This window comes from Escherichia sp. 10290 (genome assembly GCF_030295155.1).
Taxonomy (GTDB): Bacteria; Pseudomonadota; Gammaproteobacteria; order Enterobacterales; family Enterobacteriaceae; genus Escherichia; species Escherichia coli_F.
Genome location: NZ_AP025741.1, coordinates 2,501,525 through 2,524,186, shown reverse-complemented (window position 1 = coordinate 2,524,186; position 22,662 = coordinate 2,501,525). Strand labels below are relative to the sequence as shown.

The following is a 22,662-nucleotide window of genomic DNA, read 5'->3' as shown; positions in this document are numbered from 1 at the left end:
ATTATGCGCTTACATTACAATGTAACAGGGATTAACCCACGTAAGCTGCCAGCATTTCCTGTGCTGCCAGTTTACCCAACGCATTCGCTGCGAAAGGACTGTCGCCGGTGAGAACTTTACGGTCCTTATGTACTCGCCCGGTGATGTCGTCATTAATGATGTTCATGCCCATTTTCTTCAGCTCTTCGCCGAAGTACCAGGTGAGATGACCCGGCATATAGCCAATATCTGGCGTTTGTTTGTCTGCGGCGTCTGGGAATGCGCAAATGGAATAACCGTTCAGTGGGTTATCGCCGTGGCGAAGCGCCAGAAATGCCGCCGGGCCGTGGCAAAGGGAGATAACAAAACGGTTATTTTTGATTGCCCACTGCAAAGCGTTAGCCACGTCCTGGCTTTCAGGTAAACCAATAAGTGCGCCATGACCACCAGGAACAAAGATTGCTGCATATTCGCTGTCAGCATTGAGGCTGGCGACAATATCCGCGAGTTTCTTCGGATTGCGGAACAACGATTTATGCTGCTCAAAGAACGGCATTACCTTTTCATCTTTGTGTGGCATAGCCCAGTATTCAAACTTGGTCATCAGGCCGGAAATGGTCGCCACTTCGAATTCGAAACCTGCCGCATGGAGATGATACAACGGCAGCAACGTTTCAATCGGATGATTACCGGTTGAGAACAATTTGCCATTGTCGGTCGGCAAATAACGTTCGTCCGCGGCGATCACCAGAATTTTGTGTTTACCGCGATACGGTTTTGGATAGTCCACGCCATCAAGATCAGAGACAGGACTGGTATATTGGCTAAGCGAATATTCTGAAGGGAAGAATGCATTATCTTCAGCAGTATCGACCTGCGGATCTTTACTTTTTTGAACAGTCATAGTGTATTCCTTGTTGTTGCTTAGTTAGGTTAGTCACTATATTTGCGACTGAGCTGGTCGCTATTTTTAACCAGGCTGGAAAATTGAGTCAATATATCGAAAGCGGTAGGCGACGAGGGAAAATATGTAATGATGATGCTGCACTGATGTTGAATGTTTCTCACGCCAAATTTTCCTTTTTGAGTCATGTGGTCACAAGTGACTTCAATGATTTTAGACCATTATTAGAGGTCTGGGACGACGATGAGAGATTTAGTGCTATGGAATATTGTTATTCTGTTGAATATTTATATCCCGGACTGCTATAGAAAAGGCTTTTTTTATGCACTATTTTTGCAAATATTTTTATATGGGAGGCGGTTTTGTTGCGGATTAATTCATAAAGAAATGCATTTGGGGTGGCTGGAAGAGTCGCTGGTAGATGTTATTGTGCCAGGAGGGGCAGGGTAAGGTGCTGTATCGATATGTTTGGCAATTGCGTGTGCCGTAGATGGAGATGAAATGATCTTACCCAGTAATAGTGGACACTCGGATAAGTGAGTAAACTCTCAGTCAGAGGTGACTCACATGACAAAATCTGTATCAACCAGCAAAAAAGCACGTAAACAACATTCGCCTGAATTTCGCAGTGAAGCCCTGAAACTTGCTGAACGCATCGGTGTGCTGCCGCAGCCCGTGAACTCAGCCTGTATGAATCACAGCTCTACAACTGGCGCAGTAAACAGCAACATCAGCAGACTTCTTATGAACGTGAGCTGGAGATGCCCACCGGGGTTGCACGTCTCAAACGCCAGCTGGCAGAGCGGGATGAAGAGCTGGCCATCCTCCAAAAGGCCGCGACATACTTCGCGAAGCACCTGAAATGAAGTATGTCTTTATTGAAAAACATCAGGCGGAGTTCAGCATCAAAGCAATGTGCCGTGTGCTCCGGGTGGCCCGCAGCGGCTGGTATACATGGTGTCAGCGGCGTACAAGGATAAGCAAGCGTCAGCAGTTCCGCCATCAGGTGTGTGCGCTGCTAATGTCATACTCACAGACCAGCCTTGAACGATGACCATGACGTTACAGGACTGAGAATTGGGTAACGTTGAGCAGCCAGAAGAAGTCTGTCAGTCCTATCAGGTAAATATTTCAGCAGATCAAAACCTTCAGTGTGAAGTTGTGGATGTATCCGGCACGGCGTGTTTCGGCCTCATTCTTGAGATCGACCGGGGTGTACCGACGCTGCATATCGACACAGGGAGTGATTCACTGCTGCATATTCACGCAGCTCACAACGGACTGGTACTAATACCGGATTCACCAAGCCATGGATATGAAAATGCCCCAGTAGATCGTTTTTCGTATAACAGCCCGTCCCTGTGGGTGCCAGGGGTGTAACAAGGTATTAAACCCAGCGGCATAGAAGCCAAGGGTAATTAAACAAACAACTAAATAGCTCAGGGGATTACTGATGAGCGATTTTTGATAGTTCCGTTCAGATATATAAGGTGTAATTGTGCCAGAGATCATCTCAGGCACAATTTATTAGCCCAGGACGTTAATTTAAGTCGCTGCACTGGTAACTTGGGTGTTGACAGTTAGGGCTAAGATATTCAGCGATGGTGTTAAATTCGGATTGTTGTGTATAAATTAATAGTTCATCGTGAGGAATAGCGAGGTTACTATGGTTAGTGTGACGAGTAATATATATCCAAATAAAACAGAGAATGATAATAGCCAGTTACAAAATCAGAATCTAAGGGAGAGTATCGAAAAAAGCCTCGAGAGTAATATTTCTAAGTTAAATGCGATGGAACAAAGTGGCCTGCTCGATAATTATAGGGCAAGGTCTCACGATGACAGTTTTCGTGAAGTTTTTCGCAGTTTATTATTATACATTTTAGATTCTTTTCATATCTATCGGCATGATATTAGTGATAAATTGGTTCCTTATTTTCATGTTACGCCTGAATCGGAGAATGAGAATTATAAGACATGGATTGCCGTTACAGGCATGGATAGTTATACAAAAATTGAGCAGACCGGAAGTAATAAATTTAAAGTCACTGATATGTATCGTGAGCTCAATAACAAAAAAACATGTTTTGATCAAAAGAGTAGGGAACAGGATTTTAGTGGTCGAAATGTAAAAGAGTTTATAAGGTTATTATCAGATCACGATCAATTTGAAAAACATCAACTCTCAGAATTAACAGTTGCTGCAAATGCTCTTAAGCTGGAAGTTGCTAAAAATAACTATAACATGTCCTCCTGTACTGATAAGCAAACCGAATGCCGAATGATCGAGCTTCTAAAGGAACAAAAAGATTTAATTCCAGAACAGTATTTACATCAATCAGGTATGGAAAACCTTACGCTTGGAGAGGCGGAATTTAGCTCACTCCTTGCAGATGCAGAAAGACAAGTTCTGGAGGGAAGTTCATTTGTTTTATGTTGTGGTGAAAAAATAAACAGCACTATAAGAGACTTACTTAGCGAAAAATTTCATGCCAACGAATCTTTCACTCGCTCTGGATCTCTTTCTCATGATGTTTATGAGGAAATATTCAAAAAATTTATTTTCAAATCTGATGAATGTCATCTGGTGAGAGAGTCTTTAGAGCAGGATCGTATAACGCCAGAAAAAAGAGAAGAAATTATTTCTTGTTTATCCAGTCCTACCGGGATTGGAAATTTGTTTTATGCTTGTTCACAAGCATTTCATGTTGCTAATGATAACGCTGCACATGATGTGCGTAGCGCCGCTCTAGCTGTTAGCGATAAATTAATTGATTGTCCGAGTTTTGTTGCTTTGAATGGTAGACATAACCATTTTCATGCCGATTTCTCAGCAAACGGATTCACACAAACCCTTTACGTTTTAAGAGCAGTCGTAAATAGCGAGAATAACAACTTTGATATTGCTAATTATATCTATACCACTAAAGGCGAAAGTATCATCCCTAACAACGCTGAAGATGATAATCGGTCAAGGGATAATGATATCCGCAATATAAAGAGAAATTTCTCTGGCAATATTACGATTGCAACTTACAAATAATTCGCTTTTTTCAGTAATACGCGCAAAACGCTTACCTGAGAGGTAAGCGTTTTGACGATAAACCCAACATCATTAGGCCAATACATACCCCATATCTACTTGAACAACATCGCGCTTATCGTTAAGGTATGCGCGTTTTTATCCGCCAGAATCCAATCATGATCACCGTTGCCCTTACATACCCTTACCCACAAGTTTTCTGGGATATTTCTATGTCATTAATTGACAACATTAATCGTGTTAATCCTGACCATATTGCTTTTGGGCCTGGTGGCGAATCATTTTTTCTTGCCAGATATCCTCCAGGTCTCGCCAACATTACTGTTGCTGTTTTTATATCAGGAGGATTTTTCGGAGGTGCTGTATTTTCAACAAGAAGCCAGAGGTATTTCCACTCATTTCCGGGGGAAATAAATTTGCTAGATATTTCTGGCATAGTTTTATACAATGAGGTTATATACATGATTCGCCAGTCTATTATTTAATATAGTAACGGTCTGTTTCCACAACATATTGAACCATAGCTCGCTACGACCTCCCCGATGAAGCATGGACCATCATCAAGCCCTTGTTGCCCCCTGAACCTGCCACACGACGGGCCGGGCGCCCATGTGCAGAGCATCGTAAAATCATCAACGGCATGTTCTGGGTATTGTGTTCCGGCGCACCATGGCGCGATTTACCCGAACGATTTGGGCCATGGAAAACCGTTTATAACCGCTTTAACAGGTAGTCAAAGTCAGGCGTGATTAACATCATTTTCAACAGATTGCTTTCACTACTTGATGCGAACGGCTTTGTTGACTGGTCTGCCACAGCGCTGGATGGCAGTAATATCCGGGCACTAAAATGCGCCGCCGGAGCTCAAAAAAAATTCCGATATCGACGGAGATAATGGGCTGGGTCGCTCTCGAGGCGGTTTGGGCACCAAAATCCATCTGGCAACAGACGGAAGCGGCCTCCCGTTAAATATCGTGCTAAGCCCCGGGCAGTCTCATGAAAGCCAGTTCGCGCAACGACTTCTGGACGGCATTGGCGTTCATCGTCAGAACGGTTGCATGAAACGCCGTGGTCATGTTGTGCTGGCCGCCAAAGCGTACTCCGGACTCACATTGCGCAACGAGCTGAAAAATAAAGGCATAAAGGCAGTCATCCCCCGAAAATCAAATGAAAAAATGGCATCGGATGGACGAGCACGGCTTGATCGCGATGCATATCGCAATCGCAACGTCGTTGAACGGTGCTTTGGCCGCCTGAAAGAATACCGCCGCATCGCTACGCGTTACGACAAAACGGCGAGAAATTATCTGGCGATGGTGAAACTGGGCTGCATCCGACTCTTTTATCAACGGTTGCGTAATTAAGGGACACAGCCTAGTGTTATGTTTTACAGTAACACGCCGAGGCGTGTTGGCTGATTAGAACTGGTAGACTAAGCCCACAGCAACGATATCATCGGTAGCGATGCCGTTTGCTTCGTAGAAGTCATCATCGTTGTCCAGCAGGTTAATTTTGTAATCAACATAGGTGGACATATTTTTGTTGAAGTAGTAGGTCGCACCGACTTCAACGTATTTGACCAGATCTTTGTTAGTGTAACGCGGGTCGCCGTTGCCGTCATGAGCCCAGCCGCCTAAATCCTTACCTTTAGATTGCAGGTAAGCGATGGACGGGCGCAGGCCGAAGTCGAACTGATACTGAGCAACAACTTCAAAGTTTTGGGTTTTGTTAGCGATGGCTGATCTTGATTCACCATTATCAAACTCGCCACCACCATATGGGGTCATATTGCGAGTTTCAGCGTACATAGCTGCTAAATACACATTATTAGCATCATATTTTGCACCAACAGTCCATGCTTCAGCGGTTTCACCACCAGCATTTCTGTTGCTATGGTTACGATCATTTAAACCAACTCCAACCTGGCGATCTGAGCGATCAGAGTTTGAATATGCAGCACCCAGACTTAAACCGAAGTCGAAGTCGTAGGATGTAGACATACCGAAACCATCACCATTTTCTTTGGAAAGGCTACGGCCATCACCACTACCGGAACCTTCCTGCCCGAAGGGGCCACCACTTTCATTATTACCCTGATATTGCAGAGCAAAGTTCAGACCATCAACCTGACCAAAGAAGCCATTGTTACGGTAGGTTGCAACGCCGTTGGTACGACCGTTCATGAAATTGTCGGCACCAGCATAGGTATCACCACCAAATTCTGGCAGCATATCGGTCCATGCTTCGATATCATATACGACACCGTAGTTACGACCATAGTCGAAAGTACCATTCTGACCAAAACCTAAACCTGCGAATGCCAGACGGGTAGCAGAGTTATCGCCATCGCCTTCTGTGCCATTTGCCTGCAGGTTGTATTCCCACTGACCGTAACCAGTGAATTGATCAGCGATCTGAGTTTCACCTTTGAAACCGATACGAGCATATGACATATCGCCATCAGCGCCCGAGTTGTCAGAGAAGTAGTGCAGACCTGCTACTTTTCCGTAGAAATCCAGTTTATTACCATCTTTATTATAGACTTCAGCCGCATTTGCTGCGCCAGCAACTAATAACGCCGGGACCAGCATTGCCAGAACTTTTCTTTTCATTATGTATTCCCTTGTGATTATAATCTTCATGAATATATCAATAAGTGCCGTTATCCAAAAAAAAGCACATTTGGATACTATTCTATGAAGTTCATTTTATTTTAAGGATTACATGTAACAAATGTATTTAAAAGATTTCAAAATGTTTCCAATCTATTTAATATAATTCAGAATTATGAATTATAGATATATACATTCATGAAAATTATGAATATATATCAATATGTTATGAGTTGATTGAAAAGATAGGAAGTGTCAATGATTGTTGCGCCAGACGGCCTATGTGATCGCGCGCACATTAATGAAGGCATAAAAAAAGCCGGCTTCATGCCGGCCCAAAAAATATAAACAAGACGATAAAAGGCTAATAACGGGGTTATCATGACACAGAAATCTAAAAAGGTATAATTGTATTCAGTGCTAATGTATTGTTTGGGTGAATTAATAAAACCATTATCCAAGATAAAAATAAATCTTTATTGCTGTTTTTCCGGTAATTATTGCCGTTGCGCAAAAACTATCTATTTGCTCAAAAAATGGTTGAGTCTTGACTGACTCATCCAATGTGGAAAAATGTGACTTTTATCACATAATAGTACTAAGTCTGAATTTTCCGGGTTATCTTAAAATGGAATACGGTTCGACAAAGATGGAAGAGAGACTCTCTCGCAGCCCTAGCGGCAAATTGGCCTTGTGGGCTTTCTATACATGGTGTGGCTATTTCGTCTGGGCAATGGCGCGATACATCTGGGTGATGAGCCGGATCCCCGATGCCCCCGTGTCGGGATTTGAAAGTGATTTAGGATCTACTGCGGGGAAGTGGTTAGGAGCATTGGTCGGATTTCTGTTTATGGCCCTGGTTGGTGCCTTGCTAGGCGGCATTGCCTGGTACACCCGACCTCGTCCCGCACGTAGCAGACGCTATGAATAAAAACTGCTAAGGTTGCGACTCTTTGGCAACGGAGCGCGTATGGATTTACAACACTGGCAGGCACAGTTCGAAAACTGGTTGAAAAACCATCATCAACATCAGGACGCGGCACATGACCTGTGTCATTTTCGCCGCGTCTGGGCTACGGCACAGAAACTGGCGGCAGATGACGACGTTGATATGCTGGTGATTTTAACCGCCTGTTATTTTCACGATATCGTGAGCCTGGCGAAAAATCATCCGCAACGGCAGCGTTCTTCAATACTGGCAGCAGAAGAGACGCGTCGCCTGCTGCGTGAAGAATTCGCGCAATTTCCAGCGGAAAAAATCGAGGCTGTTTGCCATGCCATTGCCGCACACAGTTTTAGCGCGCAAATCGCCCCTTTAACGGCGGAAGCTAAAATCGTTCAGGATGCGGATCGGCTGGAAGCTCTGGGGGCGATTGGCCTGGCGCGTGTGTTTGCCGTTTCGGGGGCGTTGGGCGTGGCATTGTTTGATGGCGAAGATCCGTTCGCGCAGCATCGCCCACTTGATGATAAACGTTACGCGCTGGATCATTTTCAGACTAAGTTGCTGAAGCTACCGCACACCATGCAAACCATAAAAGGCAAACAACTGGCGCAGTACAACGCGCAATTTTTAGTCGAGTTTATGGCGAAGCTCAGTGCCGAGCTGGCGGGGGAGAATGAAGGTATCGATCACAAGGTGATTGATACGTTTTCACCGGTTGGCTGAGCGCGTGGCCCTAAATGATGGTAATTATGTTAACCTGTCGACCATCTCAGATGGCCGGTTAAATCTATGCAGGAAAATATATCAGTAACCGATTCATACAGCACCGGGAATGCCGCACAGGCAATGCTGGAGCAACTGCTGCAAATTTATGATGTCAAAACGCTGGTGGCGCAGCTTAATGGTGTGGGTGAGAATCACTGGAGCGCGGCAATTTTAAAACGTGCGCTGGCGAATGACTCAGCATGGCACCGTTTAAGTGAGAAAGAGTTCGCCCATCTGCAAACGTTGTTACCCATTCCACCGGCACATCATCCGCATTATGCGTTTCGCTTTATCGATCTATTTGCCGGGATTGGTGGTATTCGTCGCGGTTTTGAATCGATTGGTGGGCAGTGCGTGTTTACCAGCGAATGGAACAAACATGCGGTACGCACTTATAAAGCCAACTATTATTGCGACCCGGCGGTGCATCACTTTAATGAAGATATTCGCGACATCACTCTCAGCCACAAAGAGGGTATAGGTGATGACGCGGCGGCGGAACATATCCGTCAACATATTCCTGAGCACGATGTTTTACTGGCCGGTTTTCCTTGTCAGCCGTTTTCTCTGGCTGGCGTATCGAAAAAGAACTCACTCGGACGAGCGCACGGTTTTGCCTGTGATACCCAGGGCACGCTGTTCTTCGATGTGGTGCGTATTATCGACGCGCGTCGCCCGGCGATTTTTGTGCTCGAAAACGTCAAAAACCTGAAAAGCCACGACCAGGGGAAAACGTTCCGTATCATCATGCAGACGTTGGACGAACTGGGCTATGACGTGGCAGATGCAGAAGATAATGGCCCGGACGATCCGAAAATCATTGACGGTAAACATTTCCTTCCGCAGCACCGTGAACGCATCGTGCTGGTGGGTTTTCGTCGCGACCTGAATCTGAAAGCCGATTTTACCCTGCGTGAGATCAGCGAATGTTTCCCTGCACAGCGAGTGACACTGGCGCAGTTGCTGGACCCGATGGTTGAGGCGAAATATATCCTGACGCCGGTGCTGTGGAAGTACCTCTATCGTTATGCGAAAAAACATCAGGCGCGCGGTAACGGCTTCGGTTATGGAATGGTTTATCCGAACAATCCGCAAAGCGTCACGCGTACGCTTTCTGCTCGTTATTACAAAGATGGCGCGGAAATTTTAATTGATCGCGGCTGGGATATAGCCACGGGTGAGAAAGACTTTGACGATCCGCAGAACCAGCAACACCGCCCACGTCGGTTAACGCCTCGTGAATGTGCGCGCTTAATGGGCTTTGAAGCACCAGGAGAAGCGAAATTTCGCATTCCGGTTTCGGACACTCAGGCCTATCGCCAGTTCGGTAACTCGGTGGTCGTGCCGGTCTTTGCCGCGGTGGCAAAACTGCTTGAACCAAAAATCAAACAGGCAGTGGCGTTGCGTCAGCAAGAAGCAAAACATGGCCGACGTTCACGATAAGGCTACACGCAGCAAAAATATGCGCGCAATTGCCACGCGCGATACGGCGATTGAGAAGCGCCTCGCCAGTTTGTTAACCGGGCAGGGACTGGCGTTTCGCGTTCAGGACGCCAGTTTGCCCGGACGCCCGGATTTTGTTCTTGATGAATATCGCTGCGTGATATTTGCCCACGGCTGCTTCTGGCACCATCATCACTGCTATCTGTTTAAAGTGCCTGCGACTCGAACCGAGTTCTGGCTGGAGAAGATAGGTAAAAATGTTGAGCGCGATCGCCGCGACATTAGCCGCTTGCAGGCGCTCGGCTGGCGCGTACTGATTGTCTGGGAGTGTGCGTTACGTGGGCGCGAGAAGCTGACGGATGAAGCGCTTAGCGAGCGTCTGGAAGAGTGGATCTGCGGCGAAGGTGCCAGCGCGCAGATCGACACGCAGGGGATTCATTTACTCGCTTGATGCGTCCTGAATAACTGGCGCAACTACGGGTTTTGCCGGGAAGAGATATTTTCCCAACGTGACCAGTACCACCGCGAAGACAATCACGCCGAGCGCCAGCCATTCAATCTTAGACAGCGTCTCTCCGCCAAGTCCCGTACCCAGCAAGACCGCGACCACCGGGTTAACGTAGGCGTAGCTGGTGGCGAGAGCCGGACTGACGTTGCGGATTAAATACATATAAGCGTTAATGGCGATAATCGAACCAAACAGCGCCAGATAGCCGACCGCAAGGAAGCCTGAAAGGGAAGGGAGCGCCGTCAGTTTTTCACCCGCAATCATCGACGCAATCATTAACACCACGCCAGCCGCCAGCATCTCAATCGCACCCGCCATCATCCCTACAGGTAAGGTAATGCGCGAGCCATAAACCGAGCCAAACGCCCAGCTAATCGAGCCGATTAAAATCAGAATCGCACCCCACGGATTGCCGCTTAAATTTCCACCGCTATTGAGCATGATGATTCCGGCAAGCCCAATGGCGATACCCACCCATTCCAGTTTGCGCGTTTTAATGCCAAACAGGCGGCTGAAGCACAGGGTAAAGAGGGGCACGGTTGCAACCACTACGGCGGCGATGCCGGAAGGAACATTTTGATGTTCGGCAACCGTTACCATGCCATTACCGACAGCCAGCAATAACAGGCCAATCAGCGCGGCATTGAGCAGCGGACGTAGCGGGGGGAGTTTGTGTCCGCGCAGTAGCAAAAATGCCAGCAATAAAATACCGGCTGCCAGGAATCGAACGCCCGCCATCATTAACGGAGGCCAGCTTTCCACGCCAATCCGAATGACAAAATAGGTTGAGCCCCAAATGATATACAACGCAAACAGCGCGCCAAAAAGCGGTAACAACTGGCGGAAACGCATAATCCCTCACGGTGAAAATAAAAAGGTGGTTCATAGTAAACGTGAAAATCATTCTGCTGGCGAGAGATATAATTGCACTTGATTGTTAAAAAAATGTTGACCTATGAAGCAAGTATCAGAGCTGCCGTTTTTGCTTCATACTTACTCCCTTCAACAATAAAAATGAGAGGGAATGCTTTTGGCCGGGAGTAGTTTACTGACGTTGCTCGATGATATCGCCACACTGCTGGACGATATCTCCGTGATGGGCAAACTGGCGGCGAAGAAAACCGCCGGTGTACTAGGGGATGATTTATCGCTCAATGCACAACAAGTTTCAGGTGTGCGTGCCAACCGGGAACTTCCCGTGGTCTGGGGAGTGGCGAAAGGATCGCTGATCAATAAAGTGATTCTGGTGCCGCTGGCGCTGATCATCAGTGCATTTATCCCGTGGGCGATTACGCCTTTGTTGATGATTGGCGGCGCGTTTCTCTGCTTTGAAGGGGTAGAGAAAGTGCTGCATATGCTGGAGGCGCGTAAACACAAAGAAGATCCGGCGCAGAGTCAGCAGCGTCTGGAGAAGCTGGCGGCGCAGGATCCGCTGAAGTTTGAAAAGGACAAAATAAAAGGGGCGATTCGTACTGATTTTATTTTGTCTGCGGAAATCGTCGCCATCACGCTGGGGATTGTGGCAGAAGCGCCGTTGCTTAATCAGGTGCTGGTGCTTTCAGGCATCGCACTGGTAGTGACCGTGGGCGTCTACGGGCTGGTAGGGGTTATTGTTAAGATTGATGACCTGGGGTATTGGCTGGCGGAAAAATCCAGCGCTCTGATGCAGGCATTGGGTAAAGGGTTATTGATTATCGCGCCCTGGCTGATGAAAGCGTTATCGATTGTCGGCACGTTGGCGATGTTCCTCGTCGGTGGCGGGATTGTGGTTCATGGTATTGCGCCGCTGCATCACGCCATTGAACATTTCGCCGGGCAGCAAAGTGCAGTGGTGGCGATGATATTACCGACTGTTTTAAATCTGATACTTGGTTTTATCATCGGCGGCATTGTGGTACTTGGAGTGAAAGCGGTAGCGAAAATGCGCGGTCAGGCACATTAATACTCGCACTGGCTATTATGCAAAATTCGCCATCTTCAACTAAGGTGAACAAGTTTCACTCGAAAAAAGGAGGCGAGTATGAGCTTTATGATTAGTGAGGAAGTAACGGTTAAAGAGGGCGGCCCGCGGATGATTGTCACCGGCTATTCCAGCGGTATGGTTGAGTGTCGTTGGTATGACGGTTATGGGGTCAAGCGGGAAGCTTTTCATGAAACCGAGCTTGTTCCGGGGGAGGGGAGTCGTCCTGCGGAAGAAGTTTGAAAGAGTATCATTAACATCAGGCCGGATCACATCCGGCCTGATGTGCCAATGCCTGCAATGAATGATTGTCGCGTCTTGTTATGTCACCATTATAAAATTATGACTGTTTTGCGGTACGCTATCGCCAGGTTATGCCAGAATCATAAAAAAGCAGGTTGGGAGTCGTCAGGGTGCAGCACGAGACAAAAATGGAAAACCAGAGCTGGTTGAAAAAACTTGCGCGCCGCCTGGGGCCTGGTCATGTCGTTAATCTCTGCTTTATCGTAGTGCTGCTTTTTTCCACCTTGCTCACCTGGCGTGAAGTGGTGGTTCTGGAAGATGCCTATATCTCCAGCCAGCGTAATCATCTGGAAAACGTAGCTAACGCGCTCGATAAGCATCTGCAGTATAACGTCGACAAACTGATCTTTTTGCGTAATGGCATGCGCGAAGCTCTCGTAGCGCCACTGGATTTTACCTCTTTGCGTAATGCCGTAACGGAGTTCGAACAGCGTCGTGACGATCACGCCTGGCAAATCGAACTCAACCGACGACGCACCCTGCCAGTCAATGGCGTTTCGGATGCATTAGTCAGCGAGGGAAATCTCCTGTCTCGCGAAAATGAAAGCCTCGACAATGAAGTTACTGCTGCGTTGGAGGTTGGTTACTTGCTACGACTGGCGCACAATTCCTCGTCGATGGTCGAACAAGCTATGTATGTCTCGCGTGCCGGATTTTACGTTTCGACGCAGCCGACCTTGTTTACGCGCAATGTACCAACGCGTTATTACGGCTATGTCACCCAACCCTGGTTTATCGGTCATTCTCAACGAGAAAATCGTCAACGCGCGGTACGTTGGTTCACCTCGCAGTCAGAACACGCCAGCAATACTGAACCTCAGGTTACCGTCAGTGTTCCGGTAGACAGTAATAACTACTGGTATGGCGTGCTGGGGATGAATATTCCTGTACGTACCATGCAACAATTTCTACAAAACGCCATCGATAAAAACCTCGACGGTGAGTATCAGCTCTATGACAGTAAGCTGAGATTATTGACCTCTTCGAATCCTGACCATTCAACAGGGAATATTTTTGATCCTCGTGAACTCGCCTTACTGGCGCAGGCAATGGAACATGACACGCGGGGCGGCATTCGTATGAACAGTCGCTATGTTAGCTGGGAACGGCTGGATCACTTTGACGGTGTGCTGGTGCGCGTCCATACGCTAAGCGAAGGGGTGCGCGGCGATTTCGGCAGCATCAGCATTGCATTAACCCTGCTGTGGGCGCTCTTTACCTCCATGTTACTCATCTCCTGGTATGTGATTCGCCGGATGGTCAGCAACATGTATGTTCTGCAAAGCTCGTTGCAGTGGCAGGCGTGGCACGACACCTTAACCCATTTATATAACCGTGGCGCCCTGTTCGAAAAAGCCCGTCAGCTCGCTAAATTGTGTCAGACACACCAACATCCTTTTTCTGTCATTCAGGTCGACCTTGACCATTTTAAAGCGATTAATGACCGCTTTGGTCATCAGGCGGGCGACCGTGTGCTTTCTCATGCTGCCGGGTTAATTAGCAGTTCCTTGCGTGCTCTGGATGTTGCCGGGCGGGTCGGTGGCGAGGAATTTTGTGTGATTCTGCCAGGGGCGAATCTGGCGCAGGCCGCGGAAGTTGCAGAACGTATTCGCCTGAAGTTAAATGAAAAAGAGATGTTGATCGCCAAGAGTACGACGATACGCATTAGTGCCTCGCTGGGGGTAAGCAGCAGCGAGGAAACAGGTGATTATGATTTTGAACAACTCCAGTCACTGGCTGACCGTCGGCTTTATCTCGCTAAACAGGCAGGGCGCAATCGGGTGTTCGCGAGCGACAACGCTTAACGGGCAGAGAGAAAATGGTCCAGGCCTTCACGCCAGCCTTCCGGTCCTTCTCGCTGCGTTCGCCAGACGCGGGCCGGATCCTCATGATGCAGATGCACCCCTTGACGATTTAGCCCTTTCACAATCACCGCGTAATCCATTACCTCCAGTAAGGGCGCATCGTTTGGCCCATCGCCCAGGCCAAGTGTGGTTGGGCGTTTGCCTGACAATTGTTGATAAGTCGCGATAATCCAGTTGGCAGCCTGATCTTTTCCGGCAGAGGCATCCAGGACGTGCCAGAAGCGCGCACCCTGCATAAACTGCAAGCCCAGCTCGTTCAGACGGGTGGTAAATTGCGCCATCCGCTCGTCACTGTCGCGCCAGATAAGCGTTACAGATGCCTCATGTAACTGCGTCAGTGCCGCCTGGCTACGGCTTAATCCCGTCCATTCGGCGATGGTTTCATCGTCGACATCATCAAAAGTTGTGAATTTAAAATGCTCTTTCTCACGCAGCGTATTTAATACCTGGCTGATTTCGCCATGGGTAATACCTGAGATGATGCGTGGAAAACCGTCTATATCCTGCCATTGCTCAGCTAGCTGGATCACTGCGCCATTTTCGGCAATCAGCGGTAAACCTTGTAGCCCCAACGTTTTTTGCAAGTACAGCATTTCCGCTGATGTCTTACTGCTACAGAGAATGACGGGAACATTCGCTTCGCGTAAACGGCTGAGCCAGGGGGCAGCTGGTTGCCAGTCATAACTATGACTGTCCAGCAGGGTGCCATCAAGATCAGTAAAAACCAGCAGTGGTTGTTGAATTGAAAGCATGGTCGCGCAGTACTCCCCTTACCAGGATGTTTCTCAAAACAGCACAAATAATCAAAGATGATTTTTTCGGGAGCGATCCCGTTGACGCCAGAGCCACCAAGGGGTGACGCGCGTCACATTTCTATTCATAAGTAGCGTTAATCATTCATATCGCGAATATTTTCTTGTCAGCGAAAAAAATTGCGGATAAGGTGATGAACACATCAGATTTCCTGGTGTAACGAATTTTTTAAGTGCTTCTTGCTTAAGCAAGTTTAATCCCGACCCCCTCAGGGTCGGGATTTTTTTATTGTGCATTCAACGATTCACTTCAGAGACGCTGAAGTCATGAATATCCAGTTCGAAGGCATCCGCCAATTCACGCCATGTATGATATTCACGTCCATCGACACTAACGTGTTCAGGATCGTGCTGGCTGCGATGAACTTCGCTTTCGCTAATTTCATTGATCGCCGCCAGCAGGGCATCGACATCGACACTGACCTCACGTTTTGCGGTATCGCTGTACTCTTTTGCGGTTTTCATCATCTTTCCTCGCAACCGTTACTCTGTTGTTGCCGCCAGTCGTTAAGTCCGCCTGGCATCTCTTAAGTATAGACCGTCGAGAAAATCAGCACTCGCGCGCGCCTGGCGCTGCCAGAAAAACGAAATTGTTCTACACTGGCACAAAGCCACAGGAGGAAAATGATGAAGGTGAATGATCGGGTAACAGTCAAAACGGATGGCGGTCCGCGTCGTCCTGGCGTGGTACTGGCAGTTGAGGAGTTTAGTGAAGGCACAATGTACCTGGTTTCGCTGGAAGACTACCCGCTCGGCATCTGGTTCTTTAATGAAGCAGGGCATCAGGACGGTATCTTTGTGGAGAAAGCAGAGTAATCTAATTCAGCCTGACTGGTGGGAAACCACCAGTCAGAATGTGTTAGCGCATGTTGACAAAAATACCATTAGTCACATTATCCGTCAGTCGGACGACATGGTAGATAACCTGTTTATTATGCGTTTTGATCTTACGTTTAATATTACCTTTATGCGATGAAACGGTCTTGGCTTTGATATTCATTTGGTCGGAGATTTGAATGGTTCCCTGACCTGCCATCCACATTCGCAACATACTCGATTCGGTTCGGCTCAATGATAACGTCGGCATATTTAAAAACGAGGTTATCGTTGTCTCTTTTTTCAGAATATCGCCAAGGATATCGTCGAGAGATTCCGGTTTAATCGATTTAGAACTGATCAATAAATTTTTTCTGACCAACAGATATTCATCAAAATGAACATTGGCAATTGCCATAAAAACGATAAATAACGTATTGGGATGTTGATTAATGATGAGCTTGATACGCTGACTGTTAGAAGCATCGTGGATGAAACAGTCCTCATTAATAAACACCACTGAAGGGCGCTGTGAATCACAAGCTATGGCAAGGTCATCAACGGTTTCAATGTCGTTGATTTCTCTTTTTTTAACCCCTCTGCTCAACAGATACCCGGTTAAACCTAGTCGGGTGTAACTACATAAATCCATAATAATCGTTGACATGGCATACCCTCACTCAATGCGTAACGATAATTCCCCTTACCTGAATATTTCATCATGACTAAACGGAACAACATGGGTCACCTAATGCGCCACTCTCGCGATTTTTCAGGCGGACTTACTATCCCGTAAAGTGTTGTATAATTTGCCTGGAATTGTCTTAAAGTAAAGTAAATGTTGCGATATGTGAGTGAGGTTAAAACAAATATTTCGCCACAGGAGTATCCTGGAAGATGTTCGTGGGTATTATTTTTCAGATAATCCTTAGGATAACAAGATAAACATTAGGGAATCATATTACAGGTAATTCGCTGATAATATCTGCCAGCAAATTAAAAATTTCACTGAATAAATGTTCGCAAAAAGGAGCAATTAACGGCATTAATGCCGCCATTAATGAGATACCGACAGTCAGAGTTAATGGAAATCCAATAACAAAAATGGATAATTGCGGGGCCATACGATTCAGTAAACCTAATGCCAGATTCAGTGTCAGCAGCAGAGTAATGAGCGGTAACGCCAGCATCAGTCCATTGAGGAAAATCAAACTCCCTGCTTTGGTGAGTGCCAGAAACGCATTGCTATTCAGCGGCTCGCCACCAATAGGCAGGGTGTGAAAGGTATCCACCAGCAGTGAAATCAGCCATAAATGACCGTTAAATGTCAGGAACAGCAGTAACGCCAGCATATCCATGATGCGCGCTAAAACGGGCATATTGAGATGGCTGCCCGGATCGACAAACGTCGCAAATGACAGTCCCATTTGCAGACCGATAATTTCGCCAGCGGTTCGCACAGCGGCAAAAGCAAACTGCATGGTAAAACCAAGCGCAATGCCGATCAGGATCTGCTGCACGGCCAGCCACAGAGCAAAGAACGAAAAAACAGGAACATCGTTGGCAGGTAAGGATGGGGCAATGGCGAACGTGATCATCATTGCGAGACCCAGTTTGACCCGTTTCGGCACGCTACGTTCGCTCAGAATTGGCGCGGTAGAAATGAGCGCCAGCACGCGTAGTAACGGCCAGAAGTACAGACTTAGCCAGGAAAGCCATTGATCGCTTGTCACCTGCAACATTGTACGGGCTACCCGATGATATACGGCAGGTTAGTGAACAAGGTGCGGACGTAATCCAGCAACAGATTGAGCATCCACGGTCCAGCAATAATAATGGCGATAAATACGGCGATGATTTTCGGAATAAACGACAGCGTCATTTCATTAATCTGCGTGGCGGCCTGCAAAATACTGATGATAAGGCCCGTGACCAACGCCACCAGCAACAGCGGGGCAGCCAGCGCCAGCGCGACTTTCATCGCTTCAGTCCCCATCATCATGACCGATTCAGGTGTCATTTTGCCTCTCTAGCTGTAAAAGCTCTGCGCCAGCGAACCGACCAGCAATTGCCAGCCATCCACCAGTACAAACAGCATCAGTTTAAAGGGCAGAGCAATGGTGGCAGGGGGGACCATCATCATCCCCAATGCCATCAGCACGCTGGCAATCACCAGGTCGATAATCAAAAAAGGAATGAAAATCGTGAAGCCTATCTGAAATGCGGTTTTCAGCTCGCTGGTCACGTAGGCCGGGAGCAAAATGCGCATTGGCACGGCTTCAGGTCCCTGCAACGGGCCGGTATTCGCCAGTCTGGCAAACAACCCTAAATCTGCCTCGCGGGTCTGACGCAGCATAAACTCACGCAGCGGCTGCGCCCCTTTTTCCAGCGCCTCCTGCATTGAGATTTTCTCTTCGCTGAACGGCTGGTATGCATCGACATAAATTTTGTCGATCACCGGCGACATTATAAAAAAGGTCAAAAACAGTGCCAGCCCCAGCAATACCTGGTTGGGTGGTGCGGAGGGCGTGCCCAGCGCGTTTCGCAATAATCCAAAAACAATGATGATACGGGTGAAACTGGTCATCATCAGTAAAATCGCTGGAATAAACGTCAACGAGGTGATGAACACCAGCGTCTGCACCGGGAGGGACCAACTTTGTCCACCGCCAGGCAGCGGCTGACTGGTGATACCCGGCAGTTGTGCGAAGGCGAGAGGGGTAACCAGCCAGAGAAGAACAGGTGCGACAGACAACAAACGACGCATCAGGATCTCCCGCTACGCTTAAGCAAGTTTTTCATGACCGACTGAAAATCGGTCTGCGGTATCTCTTCCGTTGGCGCAGAAGAGGGAAGTTTATGCAGCAGATTGATTTGCCCTGCGGTAACGCCGAGCACTAGGCGTGCATCTTCCACATCGACTACCACGACCCTTTCACGCGCGCCCAGCGAAGCACTGGCGCTAATTTTCAGACCGTTAACGCCAGTTCGTTTGGGGGCAAATCCCAGCCGTTTTACTAGCCAGGCAGCAGCGAGGATCAGGGCAATAATGGCGATCAGTGCGCCGCTCACCTGCAGCAGCGGCGCAGCAGAAACCGGCGCGGACGGTTGCACAGTAGCGTGGTTATTCATCGCTAACGGCTCAGGCGGCGCATTCGCTCAGACGGAGTAATGATATCGGTGATCCGCACGCCATATTTATCGGCAACGACCACCACTTCGCCCTGGGCGATTAAATAACCATTGATCAGAATATCCAGCGGTTCGCCTGCCAGGCCGTCCAGCGCTACGACTGACCCTTGTGTCAGGCGCAACAGCTCTTTGATGGTCATCCGCGTGCGGCCCAGTTCGACGGTCAGCTTAACCGGAATATCCATAATCAGGTCGATATCCTGCAACGTTCCGCTGACATCACCGCCGCCAAATTGCTGGAATACCGCGTCTGCAGCGCTTTTACTGCTGGTTGATTTTTGTTCGCTCAACGCTTCAGCCCACAGATCGTCCATTGCGCCGTTGTTATCATCGGCCGGATTATTCAAGTCACTCATTTGGGCTGTTCCTCGTTCAGAGAATTCAAAATCGGGTTAATCAAATGTTCAATCCGTAACGCATACTGGCCGTTGAGAGTGCCGTACTGGCTGGTCAGCACCGGAACGCCGTCAACATGGGCGATGATGCGATCGGGTTTTTCTATCGGCAGGACGTCGCCGGGTTTCAGTTTTAAAATCTGCGACAGACGCAGCGATATATCGGCAAAGTTAGCGACCAGCTCCAGCTGTGAGTGCTGCACCTGACGCACCAGGTTATCGCGCCAGTTCTGATCTTCATTTCGTGAGTTTTCCAGCGGCGGGTTAACCAACAATTCCCGTAGCGGCTCGATCATGCTGAATGGCAGACAGATATTAAATTCGCCGGTCAGGTTGCCAATCTCCACATGGAACGGTGTGTTAACCACGATGTCGTTCGGCGAGGTGGTGATATTGGTAAATTTCACCTGCATTTCCGAACGCACGTACTCGACATCCAGCGGATTAATTGCCTTCCAGGCGTCGCTATAGCCTTCCAGCGCCAGCTTCAACATACGGTTGATGACGCGCTGTTCAGTATGGGTAAACTCGCGACCTTCCACTTTGGTTGGGAAGCGTCCATCGCCGCCAAACAGGTTATCCACGGCGATAAACACCAGACTCGGCGAGAACACCACCAGCCCTGTGCCGCGTAGCGGTTTCAGGTGGATTAGGTTCAGGTTGGTCGGCACCGGCAGGTTGCGGGCAAATTCATGGTACGGCTGAATGCGGATGGCCCCGACGGTAATGTCCGGACTACGGCGCAATAGGTTGAACAGCCCCATACGGAAATGGCGGGCAAAACGCTCATTAATGATTTCCAGCGCCTGCAAACGTTCGCGTACAACCCGTCGTTGGGTATTCGGATCGTACGGACGAATGTCACTATCGCCGCTAACACTGGCCGTCGGTTCGTCTTTGACTTCGCTGTCACCATTCAACAGCGCATCAATTTCAGCTTGAGAAAGAATACTATCGCCCATGTCGTTATCGCAGAATAAAAGCGGTATACAGCACGTCGGTGACATCCTGTTTCGGTTGCCCGGCAACAAGCGGGGTGGAAAGTGTGGCTTTAATCTCAGCAATCAGGCTTTTCTTGCCTTCTTCTGTCGCCAGTACGGCAGCATCCTGACGCGAAAACAGTAACAGCAAACGGCTACGGACTTCCGGCAAATACTCACTTAGCCGCGAGCGGGTAGCTTCATCTTTTAGCCGCAGAGTTATGCCGATATAAAGTACGCGATCCGCATCACCCAAATTGACCGTAAAGGTATCCAGCGCATAGAAGACCGGGGAGGGCACGACGCGCTGCTGCGCTTTGTCGTCAGCGGCAACCTGATGCGAATGCCAGTAGCTGTAACCTGCGCTGGCACAGGCCGCGAGGGTAATGAATACCAGAATCGGGATCCAAAGCGATCGCTTGCTTTTCTTGCTTATCGCGTAATCAGTCATGTGTTGCGGTCTTCCTGTGTCGCTACTGCTTATCGGCTAATTATCCTGCGTCTTGAACGCAACAAAGCGGGGAAAAGACGCGGATTACGGTGCTACCTCTGACGTTAGGCGAAAATATCAACGCCACTGTTGTCTGTTACGCGCCCTTGTAAAGAGACGGGAACGGGTAGCGCATCGTCGTCTTCACCCGCCAGAGGTTCATGATTTGCTGTGCGCTGGCTTTGCTGTTGCTGTGAAGCGGCCTGTTGCTGACCACTAAAGCTTTCGCCACTGATGTTGCTTTGCCCTAACTGAATGCCACTTTCTGCCAGCTGCGTACGCAGTACCGGTAGCGCAGCTTCCAGCGCGGCGCGTACGTGCTGATGCGGTGACACCATCTGGATTTGCGCCTGGCTATCATCCACTTTGAGGGAGATTTGTACTTCACCTAAATCCTGCGGGTGCAGACGCAACTCTGCGCTTTGTTGCCCCTGGCGGGTAAACAGCGAAATATGCTGGCTTAATGATTGTTGCCATTCGTGAGAACCCAGCGGCGCACTCAAAACAGGTGCTGCGACGGTGGGCATCGGCTGTGTCTGGTGCGGAGTGATGAGCGGGCTGACGGCAGCGGTCACCGGCGAAGGTGTGCTGATGACTTCCGCTTTACTCTGGGCCTCTGCTACCAGCGGTGTTACTGGCTGAGCTTGCGCGTCAGGGGCGTCATCGGGCTGTGCGGTTGTGAATTGCGCCGTAGTCAGTTTTGTGTAGAGAGTTGGTTTCTCTGTCGGTAACACGGTTGACGGCGCATCAGCCACTTTGGGCGTATTGTCAAAACCCGGCAACATCGCAAAAAGGGCGCTCAGGCTTGCGGTGACGTCTTCATTAAGCTCATCCGCTTTTTCGTCTTTTGTCGTATTTTTGTCAGCCACCGCAGCCAACGTCATCGTCTGAGCGGTGGTTAACGGTGTTGATGTGGATTGTTCGTCGTTGATGACAGGCGGTATTCCATCCTCAGGGATCAGTAAATCCGCTTGTTGCACATCGGAAAGAATATCGCTAACCAGCGGCTCGCCTTTTGTTGTGGGCTTCTCTGTTGCCACCAGCAACTGGGGGGCCGCTTTGTCGGTTGTTGTTTCACCTGCTAATGCTCCGCTCAACAATGCGAGAAAATCTTGTGTAACATCGCTGGCTTTACCGCCGGGCAATATGGCGGTGTCAACGTCAGCGGTAATCACGGGCGCTAAGCGAATCATTCGGGTTTCCTCATGGTGGCACGTTGGGCGAACTCATCCATCTTTTTCTGATCGAGACGGTTTTCTGCAAGCAGTGCCGCCGTGGATTGCCGTTCCTGCAGTGTCTGCCAGGCCTGCAAACGTTGTTTCTTTTCTCGCCAGCTGTTCAGGGCAATGTCTACTTTCTGCGTCCACTGATTAAGTTGCTGGCGATGCTGAGTAATGGCTTTTTCCAGCGTCTGGATAAACTGCTGATAGTTGATCCAGCGGTTACTGGTCATCCCGGCACTCATATCGCTGTTGAGGTTATTGCGATATTCATTCTGATAATCGATCAGCATTTTGAGTTGTTCCTCTGCCTGCTGGCATCCGCGACGCATTTCACCCAGCAGGCGCGCGGCATCTTCTACCTCTTTTTCTGCCAGATCTTTCAGGGTCGCCAGCGCGCCATGTTCTGCCATCTGCCGTTATCTCCTGCGT

Annotated in this window: 26 protein-coding genes and 2 pseudogenes; 13 read left to right on the top strand and 15 right to left on the bottom strand. The window is 48.6% G+C overall.

Translation table 11 applies throughout. The annotated features are described in order from the left end of the window. Positions 1-31 precede the first annotated feature (31 nt). A complete protein-coding gene (hchA, locus tag QUE74_RS12840) occupies positions 32-883 on the bottom strand; it encodes a glyoxalase III HchA (RefSeq protein WP_000218042.1) in 852 nt (283 codons plus the stop codon). Positions 884-1,450: 567 nt separating this feature from the next. On the opposite strand from hchA, the pseudogene QUE74_RS12835 reads away from it, so the two are divergent. The 5 genes and pseudogenes from QUE74_RS12835 to QUE74_RS12815 form a co-directional block, all read left to right on the top strand. Further along, positions 1,451-1,883 (top strand): annotated as a pseudogene (locus QUE74_RS12835) (transposase); the annotation flags it as partial. 77 nt (positions 1,884-1,960) lie between these two features. Next, positions 1,961-2,263, top strand: a complete 303-nt coding sequence (locus QUE74_RS12830) for a hypothetical protein (RefSeq protein ID WP_000528690.1) — start codon at positions 1,961-1,963, stop codon at positions 2,261-2,263. Positions 2,264-2,549: 286 nt separating this feature from the next. Further along, the gene (locus QUE74_RS12825) at positions 2,550-3,926 is read left to right on the top strand and encodes a hypothetical protein (RefSeq protein ID WP_000255419.1); all 1,377 of its coding nucleotides are present in this window, start codon (positions 2,550-2,552) and stop codon (positions 3,924-3,926) included. Between the two features lie 158 nt (positions 3,927-4,084). Next, positions 4,085-4,411, top strand: a complete 327-nt coding sequence (locus QUE74_RS29595; protein WP_000633685.1) for a hypothetical protein — start codon at positions 4,085-4,087, stop codon at positions 4,409-4,411. 35 nt (positions 4,412-4,446) lie between these two features. Next, positions 4,447-5,290: pseudogene (locus tag QUE74_RS12815) on the top strand (IS5 family transposase). Between the two features lie 54 nt (positions 5,291-5,344). Here QUE74_RS12815 and ompC read toward each other — a convergent pair. After that, positions 5,345-6,538 (bottom strand): porin OmpC, encoded by a 1,194-nt coding sequence (gene ompC, locus QUE74_RS12810; protein ID WP_000824399.1) that lies wholly within the window; start codon positions 6,536-6,538, stop codon positions 5,345-5,347. Positions 6,539-7,187: 649 nt separating this feature from the next. Between ompC and drpB the strand changes: the two genes are divergently transcribed. The 4 genes from drpB to vsr all read left to right on the top strand — a co-directional run bounded on the left by drpB (position 7,188) and on the right by vsr (position 10,140). Further along, positions 7,188-7,469: a cell division protein DrpB gene (gene drpB, locus QUE74_RS12805; RefSeq protein ID WP_244591683.1), complete on the top strand. Its 282-nt coding sequence runs from the start codon at positions 7,188-7,190 to the stop codon at positions 7,467-7,469. Positions 7,470-7,508: 39 nt separating this feature from the next. Next, the gene (locus QUE74_RS12800) at positions 7,509-8,204 is read left to right on the top strand and encodes a phosphohydrolase (protein WP_000365549.1); all 696 of its coding nucleotides are present in this window, start codon (positions 7,509-7,511) and stop codon (positions 8,202-8,204) included. A gap of 66 nt (positions 8,205-8,270) precedes the next feature. After that, positions 8,271-9,689: a DNA-cytosine methyltransferase gene (gene dcm / locus QUE74_RS12795; RefSeq protein WP_001157283.1), complete on the top strand. Its 1,419-nt coding sequence runs from the start codon at positions 8,271-8,273 to the stop codon at positions 9,687-9,689. Beyond that, the gene (gene vsr / locus QUE74_RS12790) at positions 9,670-10,140 is read left to right on the top strand and encodes a VSPR family DNA mismatch endonuclease (RefSeq protein ID WP_000785990.1); all 471 of its coding nucleotides are present in this window, start codon (positions 9,670-9,672) and stop codon (positions 10,138-10,140) included. The genes dcm and vsr overlap by 20 nt, the downstream gene beginning before the upstream one ends. Here the strand turns inward: vsr and yedA are convergent. Next, positions 10,129-11,049: a drug/metabolite exporter YedA gene (yedA, locus tag QUE74_RS12785; protein WP_001212226.1), complete on the bottom strand. Its 921-nt coding sequence runs from the start codon at positions 11,047-11,049 to the stop codon at positions 10,129-10,131. The genes vsr and yedA overlap by 12 nt on opposite strands. A gap of 172 nt (positions 11,050-11,221) precedes the next feature. On the opposite strand from yedA, the gene QUE74_RS12780 reads away from it, so the two are divergent. The 3 genes from QUE74_RS12780 to dgcQ all read left to right on the top strand — a co-directional run bounded on the left by QUE74_RS12780 (position 11,222) and on the right by dgcQ (position 14,265). Further along, entirely contained in the window at positions 11,222-12,139 is a 918-nt protein-coding gene (locus tag QUE74_RS12780) for a DUF808 domain-containing protein (protein ID WP_000922683.1), read from the top strand. 78 nt (positions 12,140-12,217) lie between these two features. Next, positions 12,218-12,400: a YodC family protein gene (locus QUE74_RS12775; protein ID WP_000009244.1), complete on the top strand. Its 183-nt coding sequence runs from the start codon at positions 12,218-12,220 to the stop codon at positions 12,398-12,400. A gap of 170 nt (positions 12,401-12,570) precedes the next feature. Next, positions 12,571-14,265 carry a cellulose biosynthesis regulator diguanylate cyclase DgcQ gene (gene dgcQ / locus QUE74_RS12770; protein ID WP_001354739.1) on the top strand — a complete coding sequence of 565 codons (1,695 nt, stop codon included), beginning with the start codon at positions 12,571-12,573 and terminating at the stop codon, positions 14,263-14,265. On the opposite strand, the gene QUE74_RS12765 is transcribed toward dgcQ, so the two are convergent. Both QUE74_RS12765 and yodD read right to left on the bottom strand, forming a co-directional pair. Further along, positions 14,262-15,077, bottom strand: a complete 816-nt coding sequence (locus QUE74_RS12765) for a mannosyl-3-phosphoglycerate phosphatase-related protein (protein WP_000949119.1) — start codon at positions 15,075-15,077, stop codon at positions 14,262-14,264. The genes dgcQ and QUE74_RS12765 overlap by 4 nt on opposite strands. Positions 15,078-15,374: 297 nt before the next feature. Beyond that, on the bottom strand, positions 15,375-15,602 hold the full coding sequence (gene yodD, locus QUE74_RS12760; RefSeq protein WP_001353131.1) for a peroxide/acid resistance protein YodD: 228 nt from the start codon (positions 15,600-15,602) through the stop codon (positions 15,375-15,377). A 162-nt stretch (positions 15,603-15,764) separates the two neighbouring features. Between yodD and dsrB the strand changes: the two genes are divergently transcribed. Further along, entirely contained in the window at positions 15,765-15,953 is a 189-nt protein-coding gene (gene dsrB, locus QUE74_RS12755; protein ID WP_000867217.1) for a protein DsrB, read from the top strand. A 43-nt stretch (positions 15,954-15,996) separates the two neighbouring features. Here the strand turns inward: dsrB and rcsA are convergent, their stop codons facing one another. From rcsA to fliJ, 10 genes are all read right to left on the bottom strand, one after another. Continuing rightward, entirely contained in the window at positions 15,997-16,620 is a 624-nt protein-coding gene (gene rcsA, locus QUE74_RS12750) for a transcriptional regulator RcsA (RefSeq protein WP_000104001.1), read from the bottom strand. A gap of 289 nt (positions 16,621-16,909) precedes the next feature. Beyond that, positions 16,910-17,695 carry a flagellar biosynthetic protein FliR gene (gene fliR, locus QUE74_RS12745; RefSeq protein WP_000942317.1) on the bottom strand — a complete coding sequence of 262 codons (786 nt, stop codon included), beginning with the start codon at positions 17,693-17,695 and terminating at the stop codon, positions 16,910-16,912. 8 nt (positions 17,696-17,703) lie between these two features. After that, on the bottom strand, positions 17,704-17,973 hold the full coding sequence (gene fliQ / locus QUE74_RS12740; protein ID WP_000187358.1) for a flagellar biosynthesis protein FliQ: 270 nt from the start codon (positions 17,971-17,973) through the stop codon (positions 17,704-17,706). Positions 17,974-17,982: 9 nt separating this feature from the next. Next, the gene (gene fliP / locus QUE74_RS12735) at positions 17,983-18,720 is read right to left on the bottom strand and encodes a flagellar type III secretion system pore protein FliP (protein WP_001253450.1); all 738 of its coding nucleotides are present in this window, start codon (positions 18,718-18,720) and stop codon (positions 17,983-17,985) included. Beyond that, entirely contained in the window at positions 18,720-19,085 is a 366-nt protein-coding gene (gene fliO / locus QUE74_RS12730; RefSeq protein WP_001059109.1) for a flagellar biosynthetic protein FliO, read from the bottom strand. Before fliO ends, fliP begins: the two co-directional genes overlap by 1 nt. A 2-nt stretch (positions 19,086-19,087) precedes the next feature. Continuing rightward, positions 19,088-19,501, bottom strand: a complete 414-nt coding sequence (gene fliN / locus QUE74_RS12725; RefSeq protein ID WP_001281692.1) for a flagellar motor switch protein FliN — start codon at positions 19,499-19,501, stop codon at positions 19,088-19,090. Then, the gene (gene fliM, locus QUE74_RS12720) at positions 19,498-20,502 is read right to left on the bottom strand and encodes a flagellar motor switch protein FliM (RefSeq protein WP_001353133.1); all 1,005 of its coding nucleotides are present in this window, start codon (positions 20,500-20,502) and stop codon (positions 19,498-19,500) included. The genes fliN and fliM overlap by 4 nt, the downstream gene beginning before the upstream one ends. A gap of 4 nt (positions 20,503-20,506) precedes the next feature. After that, positions 20,507-20,971, bottom strand: a complete 465-nt coding sequence (fliL, locus tag QUE74_RS12715; protein WP_000133109.1) for a flagellar basal body-associated protein FliL — start codon at positions 20,969-20,971, stop codon at positions 20,507-20,509. 104 nt (positions 20,972-21,075) lie between these two features. After that, positions 21,076-22,203: a flagellar hook-length control protein FliK gene (locus QUE74_RS12710; RefSeq protein ID WP_000620139.1), complete on the bottom strand. Its 1,128-nt coding sequence runs from the start codon at positions 22,201-22,203 to the stop codon at positions 21,076-21,078. Next, a complete protein-coding gene (fliJ, locus tag QUE74_RS12705; protein ID WP_000807585.1) occupies positions 22,200-22,643 on the bottom strand; it encodes a flagellar export protein FliJ in 444 nt (147 codons plus the stop codon). The genes QUE74_RS12710 and fliJ overlap by 4 nt, the downstream gene beginning before the upstream one ends. Positions 22,644-22,662: the final 19 nt, after the last annotated feature.

Coding starts and splice junctions, on each gene's coding strand:
- hchA (WP_000218042.1), bottom strand. CDS start 883: ATGACTGTTCAAAAAAGTAAAGATCCGCAGGTCGATACTGCTGAAGAT.
- QUE74_RS12825 (WP_000255419.1), top strand. CDS start 2,550: ATGGTTAGTGTGACGAGTAATATATATCCAAATAAAACAGAGAATGAT.
- QUE74_RS29595 (WP_000633685.1), top strand. CDS start 4,085: ATGATCACCGTTGCCCTTACATACCCTTACCCACAAGTTTTCTGGGAT.
- ompC (WP_000824399.1), bottom strand. CDS start 6,538: ATGAAAAGAAAAGTTCTGGCAATGCTGGTCCCGGCGTTATTAGTTGCT.
- drpB (WP_244591683.1), top strand. CDS start 7,188: ATGGAAGAGAGACTCTCTCGCAGCCCTAGCGGCAAATTGGCCTTGTGG.
- QUE74_RS12800 (WP_000365549.1), top strand. CDS start 7,509: ATGGATTTACAACACTGGCAGGCACAGTTCGAAAACTGGTTGAAAAAC.
- dcm (WP_001157283.1), top strand. CDS start 8,271: ATGCAGGAAAATATATCAGTAACCGATTCATACAGCACCGGGAATGCC.
- vsr (WP_000785990.1), top strand. CDS start 9,670: ATGGCCGACGTTCACGATAAGGCTACACGCAGCAAAAATATGCGCGCA.
- yedA (WP_001212226.1), bottom strand. CDS start 11,049: ATGCGTTTCCGCCAGTTGTTACCGCTTTTTGGCGCGCTGTTTGCGTTG.
- QUE74_RS12780 (WP_000922683.1), top strand. CDS start 11,222: ATGCTTTTGGCCGGGAGTAGTTTACTGACGTTGCTCGATGATATCGCC.
- QUE74_RS12775 (WP_000009244.1), top strand. CDS start 12,218: ATGAGCTTTATGATTAGTGAGGAAGTAACGGTTAAAGAGGGCGGCCCG.
- QUE74_RS12765 (WP_000949119.1), bottom strand. CDS start 15,077: ATGCTTTCAATTCAACAACCACTGCTGGTTTTTACTGATCTTGATGGC.
- yodD (WP_001353131.1), bottom strand. CDS start 15,602: ATGAAAACCGCAAAAGAGTACAGCGATACCGCAAAACGTGAGGTCAGT.
- dsrB (WP_000867217.1), top strand. CDS start 15,765: ATGAAGGTGAATGATCGGGTAACAGTCAAAACGGATGGCGGTCCGCGT.
- rcsA (WP_000104001.1), bottom strand. CDS start 16,620: ATGTCAACGATTATTATGGATTTATGTAGTTACACCCGACTAGGTTTA.
- fliR (WP_000942317.1), bottom strand. CDS start 17,695: ATGTTGCAGGTGACAAGCGATCAATGGCTTTCCTGGCTAAGTCTGTAC.
- fliQ (WP_000187358.1), bottom strand. CDS start 17,973: ATGACACCTGAATCGGTCATGATGATGGGGACTGAAGCGATGAAAGTC.
- fliP (WP_001253450.1), bottom strand. CDS start 18,720: ATGCGTCGTTTGTTGTCTGTCGCACCTGTTCTTCTCTGGCTGGTTACC.
- fliO (WP_001059109.1), bottom strand. CDS start 19,085: ATGAATAACCACGCTACTGTGCAACCGTCCGCGCCGGTTTCTGCTGCG.
- fliN (WP_001281692.1), bottom strand. CDS start 19,501: ATGAGTGACTTGAATAATCCGGCCGATGATAACAACGGCGCAATGGAC.
- fliM (WP_001353133.1), bottom strand. CDS start 20,502: ATGGGCGATAGTATTCTTTCTCAAGCTGAAATTGATGCGCTGTTGAAT.
- fliL (WP_000133109.1), bottom strand. CDS start 20,971: ATGACTGATTACGCGATAAGCAAGAAAAGCAAGCGATCGCTTTGGATC.
- QUE74_RS12710 (WP_000620139.1), bottom strand. CDS start 22,203: ATGATTCGCTTAGCGCCCGTGATTACCGCTGACGTTGACACCGCCATA.
- fliJ (WP_000807585.1), bottom strand. CDS start 22,643: ATGGCAGAACATGGCGCGCTGGCGACCCTGAAAGATCTGGCAGAAAAA.